Below are 5,999 nucleotides of genomic sequence, written 5' to 3'. Positions count from 1 at the left end.
AACATCATCAACGCCGACGGCGAAAAAGCTGCCGCCGAAACACTAGCGCAAGCTGCCGAAATCCTGGCAAAAACCCAAGGGGCGATTAACCTGCGTACGCTAAATACACTGGAGCGCATCTCCACCGAACCATCACAAAAGACGATGATGCTCTTCCCAATTGAACTGATTGACGCAATTCGCGGCGGTAAAAAGTAAGGAGTAACCATGAGCGAACAAAACCGCACCGAAGAATTTAGTGTCAACGGCGATCAAGTTGTCGAGAAGGTCAAGCAGCTTATCAAAGAAGGCAACGTCCGCCGCGTTATCATCAAGAACGAAAAAGGCGAAAGCATCATGGAATTCCCAGTCACTGCCGGCGTGGTTGGCGCCTTGCTGCTGCCAACATTTGCAGCACTCGGCGCAGCAGTGGCATTGATGGCGCAGTGCACAATCGCGGTAGAGCGGCGAGACTAGAATCATACACTCGATGGGTACAGGCTAGCTTGCTACAGTCTGAAACAGACTAGTATCAGCCGCAATTGCATTCTCCCGCGCTTTCAGGCATAATCATAACCAGCATGTACTATATTAATAGAATCGAGCTGGGGCGGACTTTGGCGGGGCGCGTGAGCGATTTGAAGGGCCAGGAAGCGGTCGTTATCGCGCTGAAAGAAGACGCCTTGACGGCTTGCATTGGTTTGGCGAGCGAGATTAATGCTTGGGTGTTTCCTTTGCTCAGCAAGCGAATCATTATCCCTGGCGATCCGCGGGTGGTCGGGCTGATTAATCCGGCAGGCATGTTTACGTGGAACCCTGATCTGGAAAAACCGCAGCGCGACGGCATTGAGCTAGAATCCCGCTCGGTACTAGAAGACATGAAGCGCCAGGCCTTTTCTGAGCTGAATCGCATTCTCGATCAATACGGGACATTTTCTAAGGATGGCCTCAACGGGAGAGTGTTGCTGCTGACCGGCGATATCGTCGAAGACCGGATAGAGATTGCGATGGCTTTGGAATACTTGAAGAGCGTGCGCTACAGGGCCTTATATGGGCTGGGTGGCAACGTCGATAGTACAGCAGCAGATTATTTTCACCTGCAAACTGATAAAGACATCGCCCTGGACGTCATGACTCATATGTTTCCGGCAGAGCATTATTTTGAGCAAAAGGATAGCTACACTCCGGAAGAGTGCCGCTTGTTGGTAACGAATATTTCGCAATATTGGACATAGAAAGGAATAATTATCATGAATCCAAATCCGTTTATATCAGCAGACCAAGAACCAGCGCCAGCTCAGTCGGATTCACTGGCAGACAATAGTGCGTCCGCAGCTATGCCAGAAGCGCAATCTCAACCAGCAACCGAGCCGGCAGCACAATCCCAGCCTGCGACCACACTAGCAGCACAATCCCAGACTGCCGCACAGCCAGCGACGCAATTTCAACCTGCCACCGCGCCGATTAGCGACGACGAGCTAGCTGCAGCTAACCAAAATATCCAGACTGTTTTCGACGCTTTCTCGTCGCGAGTGGTCGGACAAGAAAACTTGCGGACGGCTTTGATGGTTAGCTTGATGACTGGCGGGCATATTCTACTGGAAAGCGTACCAGGACTTGCCAAGACGACAGCCGTGCAGACGCTAGCCGCCAGCGTGCAAGGTTCGTTCAAGCGCATTCAATGCACGCCAGACTTGCTGCCAAGCGACATCATCGGTACGCAGATTTACGATTATAACAAGGGCGAGTTCCGCACCGAGCTAGGCCCAGTGTACGCCAATTTCGTACTACTGGACGAAATTAACCGCTCCAGCGCCAAAACCCAAAGCGCCATGCTGGAAGCGATGCAGGAAAAGCAGACCAGCATCGGCGGACAACGCTATGATTTACCGAAACCCTTCATTGTGCTAGCTACCCAGAACCCGATTGAACAGGAAGGAACTTACGAGCTGCCAGAAGCGCAGTTGGATCGCTTTTTGTTGAAAGAAGTTTTGTCCTACCCTGCTCCAGACGAGGAACTAGAGATTTTGAAACGCATAGAATCGGGCAAGTTAAGCGAGGCGCCAAATAATAGCAATACGCCGAATATTGAGCTGGAGGCAGTCGAGACGCTGCAAAACCTGGCGCAAAAAGTATACATTGATGACGCCATTAAGAATTATATAGTGAAAATTGTCTCAGCAACGCGCAATCCAGCCTCAATCATACCAAGCGAAACGGCGCGCTACGTCCAATACGGCGCCAGCCCGCGTGCCAGCATCGCTTTCCAACAAGTCGCCAAAGCCCTCGCGCTGATTAACGGCCGAAATTACGTTATTCCAGAGGACGTCAAACAATTACGCCACAGCGTATTGCGCCACCGCATTATCCTCAATTTTGAAGCCATCGCCGACCAAGTTCATCCAGAAGTTATCATTGATTCGATATTTAACGCTGTTCCTGTGCCGTAATATGCCAAGTCTCTTCGCCAAAGTCAAAGCCAAGATGGATCTCTACGCCCACGAAAAGGTGCGGAGTTTGTTGGACGGTCAATACGGCTCGGTTTTCAAGGGGCGCAGTCTCGATTTCGATGATCTGCGCGAATACATTCCTGGCGACGATGTAAAAGATATCGACTGGAAAGCGACTGCTCGCAGTAGCGGTATTCGAATCCGGCGTTACCAAGCAATCCGCAAGCATAATATTTTACTAGTAGTCGACACTGGCCGCCACATGGCAGCGACCGGTAAAAACGGCAGCAGCAAGCGCGACATCAGCATCATGGCTGCCGGAGTCTTAGGCTACATCGTATTGCGGCACGGCGATTTGATCGGACTAGTCTCCGGCGACGTCAAAAATAACACCTACATTCCTTTCAAAGGCGATGATCGACATATCGAACAGCTACTGCGGCACATTGAAAAGAATACTCAGCTAGCAGCAGCGCCGAGCAATATTGTGAACCAGCTTGAATATATTGCGCGCAATTTACGGCGCAAGATGATGCTAGTGGTGGTTGCCAACGATGATGAACTGACCAGCGAGCACCAGCATATTATCCGGCGGCTGCGCGCCCAGCACGAGATATTATGGATAACTGTCAATGACACTTCAGGACTTGACGGAAACCGCAGTTTTTACGACATCGACGATTTAGCCGCGCTGCCTTATTTTATCCGCAAACAAACGAAACTGCAGGCTGACTTCGACCGCGAGCAGCAATTGTACTACCGCGAATATTCCACTACCCTGGAGCGTTTGGGCGTCATCAGCGAGCGAATTTCTGGAGAAGAGGACGTCGTCGGCAGTTTCTTTTCACTGTTAGAAAGGCAAAAACATGCACGCTGGCACTGAGCTTCGCGAATGGGTAGATTATGACCCACTGTGGCTGATTATCGGCTGCTTGCTTTTAGGCGCGATTATTTTATGGTACGGATTTGTGTTTTACTCGACTCGCCGCCGCTCTCACCGCAGCCTGGCTACGCTCAAACCAAAACCGTACACGCCGCCAGATCTGACTGATTTGAAACAGAAATACCAACGGCTAATCGACGAAATTGAACAAAATCACGCTGCCGGAAAGTTATCCTCGCGTAAAGCCCACCAGAAATTAAGCCAAACTCTTCGCATGTTCGTTGTTGAAATAAACGGCCACCGCGTTGACACGTTGACGCTGCGAGATCTAGAAAAGACTCGCTATAAAACATTGGCAACCGCCATCAAACAATTCTATATCCCTGAATTTACCGCAGTTGAACAAGGCAGCGTTGCCGAGGCAGCGGCGCTAGCCAGAAAGACGGTAGCGGCATGGAATTAGTTTTTTGGCAATTGTCGCTGGCGTTAATTATAATTATCGCCCTGCTGTGGTTTGCCGCGCCGATTATACTCCGCCGATACAGCCAATCGAAACGCCATGACGCGCCTAGTCAAAAACTCCCTATCGCTAATACATCGCGGCTGCGCACTTTCCCGCTCTATATTCAGCAGGTCAAACGGTATAAAAGACTATTAGCGGTTGTACTAGGACTGCATGCGCTCCTGCTGGTTATGATGATTATTCTCACTGGCCGCCCGTCGTCGGTGGCTATCGTTTCTCCCGAGGTAAAAAATCGCGACATCGTGCTATGTCTCGACGTATCGCGGTCGATGTATGAATATGACGTAGAGATTATTAAAACTTACCGCACATTGGCGCGAAAATTTGACGGCGAACGACTCGGTTTAGTATTGTTTGACCGCTCGCCGGCGGTGATATTTCCTTTGACAGACGACGCCAGCCTAATTGACAGTAAGCTAGCGCTGATTGAAAAGGCATTGACGCCGCCTGGAACGCTGGAATATTTCGATATTTTATCCGGTACGATAGTCTCGAACGGACAAGGCTCGTCGCTGATCGGCGATGGACTAGCAAGCTGTATCGGCCGCTTCGACAAGTTGGACAGCAAACGCTCCCGGAGCATCATTTTAGGAACCGACAATCAACTAGCTGGCACGCCGATAATTTCCCTGCCCGAGGCAGCAGAATTAGCCAAACAAAAAGACATCCGCGTATACGGCATTTACCCGAATAGTAATAAAAACCGCGAGGCCGAAGCGGCAGAATTGAAGCGAACCATGCTGGCGACAAACGGCGATTACTACGCACTGCGCGACAAAAACACAATTCCAAACATTGTCCAAAAAATCGCCGCCCAAGACGCCTCCCGCTTCAAAGGCACGCCGCGCGTTACTCGCACCGATCAGCCGCAATTGTTGCTATACGGCATGCTTATCATCATAATTTCCCTCATTATTATCGATTGGAGGCTTCGCATATGATAGTGCAACCGATTTTGCCGTGGTATCTGTTGCTGATAATTCTGGTAGTTGCTGCAATTTTTACCGGCTGGAGGATTTTCTCCAAACCAATATCTAACCGGCGAGCGTGGCTGCGGCGGTTCTGTATTGTCTTGCTCATCATTGCCGCTTGTTTTCGCCCAGCTGTTCCCGGCGAAGTGAAAGAATGGGGCGCGCCGCTAGTCGATGTTTATGTTGTAATAGATACAACGATGAGTTCTGCTGCCGAGGATTATAACAACGGTCAGCCGCGAATCAACGGCATGCGCCGCGACGCCAAAGAAATTGCCAAAAAGCTGGTCGGCGCGCGATTTAGCTTAATAACTTTCAATAATAAAACTTTCGTTAATTCGCCGTTATCGACAGATGTCAGAATGTTTGAATCGGCAGTTGACACAGTAAATATCATCAGCGAAAGCTACGCCATGGGCAGCTCAATTGATGCGCCGATTGACACCATCGCCTCGGAGATTACTCGCACCAAGCATAAAAATCCCGAGCGCACCTCACTGCTATTTTACCTGGGCGACGGCGAACAGACCAGCGACGCCTCGCCAAAGTCATTCGCCAGCTTGAAACCGCTACTAGGCGGCGGCGCGATTATGGGCTACGGCACTGCCAACGGCGGAAAAATGAAAACGCCAAGCTACAGCGGCGGCTTTGACGGTTTTTACTTACGCGGACCAGATTTGAAATATGCCGTATCAAAAATCGACGAGACAAACCTTAAAAACATCGCCAGTCAAACAGGTCTGCCGTACACGCACCGGCAAACTCCAAATTCCATCGACGCCGTTGTCAAGAACGGCTCCGTCGATAAAGCTGTCAGTAGCAGCCGCTCGTTCGACGGCTACAACGATACATATTGGATAGCGATATTTGTGGCTGATATTTTGCTGGCCTTTGAAATCAGAAACATCTATTTGCCTCTATGCAAACTTCAGAATATAATGCCGTCGGAGGGAGAAAATCGTGAGTAAGAATCGTCCATTTGACCTGAAAAAACTAGATTTTGAAAAAATCCGCCGAGAAAAACGCCGGAAACTGCTCCGCTATTCGTTCCCTGCTTGCGCGGTGATTCTGCTGGTTGCTATTAAATTAACAAGCTTCCCCTTGTTGTCGCTAGTAGCGCACACCGCCTATAAAAACGGCGACAACAGCCAGGCTTCCTTCTGCTTATCGCCGATTTATGCCATGAATTTATT

General features: G+C 50.1%; 8 protein-coding genes and 1 pseudogene. All 9 read left to right on the top strand.

The window, feature by feature from the left end; translation table 11 throughout:
* Window positions 1-198 (top strand): annotated as a pseudogene (locus G1ANC_RS03415) (slipin family protein); the annotation flags it as partial.
* A gap of 9 nt (window positions 199-207) precedes the next feature.
* Window positions 208-456: a DUF4342 domain-containing protein gene (locus G1ANC_RS03410; protein WP_129693604.1), complete on the top strand. Its 249-nt coding sequence runs from the start codon at window positions 208-210 to the stop codon at window positions 454-456.
* A 104-nt stretch (window positions 457-560) separates the two neighbouring features.
* Window positions 561-1,214 carry a hypothetical protein gene (locus tag G1ANC_RS03405; RefSeq protein ID WP_129693603.1) on the top strand — a complete coding sequence of 218 codons (654 nt, stop codon included), beginning with the start codon at window positions 561-563 and terminating at the stop codon, window positions 1,212-1,214.
* Between the two features lie 15 nt (window positions 1,215-1,229).
* Window positions 1,230-2,429: a MoxR family ATPase gene (locus G1ANC_RS03400; protein WP_206660727.1), complete on the top strand. Its 1,200-nt coding sequence runs from the start codon at window positions 1,230-1,232 to the stop codon at window positions 2,427-2,429.
* Window position 2,430: 1 nt separating this feature from the next.
* Window positions 2,431-3,312 carry a DUF58 domain-containing protein gene (locus tag G1ANC_RS03395; protein WP_129693602.1) on the top strand — a complete coding sequence of 294 codons (882 nt, stop codon included), beginning with the start codon at window positions 2,431-2,433 and terminating at the stop codon, window positions 3,310-3,312.
* Complete coding sequence (locus tag G1ANC_RS03390; RefSeq protein WP_129693601.1) at window positions 3,296-3,775, top strand: hypothetical protein; 480 nt, start codon at window positions 3,296-3,298, stop codon at window positions 3,773-3,775. The genes G1ANC_RS03395 and G1ANC_RS03390 overlap by 17 nt, the downstream gene beginning before the upstream one ends.
* The gene (locus tag G1ANC_RS03385; protein ID WP_129693600.1) at window positions 3,766-4,776 is read left to right on the top strand and encodes a VWA domain-containing protein; all 1,011 of its coding nucleotides are present in this window, start codon (window positions 3,766-3,768) and stop codon (window positions 4,774-4,776) included. Before G1ANC_RS03390 ends, G1ANC_RS03385 begins: the two co-directional genes overlap by 10 nt.
* Window positions 4,773-5,774: a vWA domain-containing protein gene (locus G1ANC_RS03380; RefSeq protein ID WP_129693599.1), complete on the top strand. Its 1,002-nt coding sequence runs from the start codon at window positions 4,773-4,775 to the stop codon at window positions 5,772-5,774. Before G1ANC_RS03385 ends, G1ANC_RS03380 begins: the two co-directional genes overlap by 4 nt.
* A partial coding sequence (locus tag G1ANC_RS03375) for a hypothetical protein (RefSeq protein WP_164998008.1) occupies window positions 5,767-5,999 on the top strand: 233 nt, incomplete at its 3' end. The genes G1ANC_RS03380 and G1ANC_RS03375, both read left to right, overlap by 8 nt.

The sequence above is a fragment of the Candidatus Nanosynsacchari sp. TM7_ANC_38.39_G1_1 genome (genome assembly GCF_004138385.1).
Note: the sequence above shows the minus strand (reverse complement) of the source record. Positions and strands in the feature narration are given on the sequence as shown.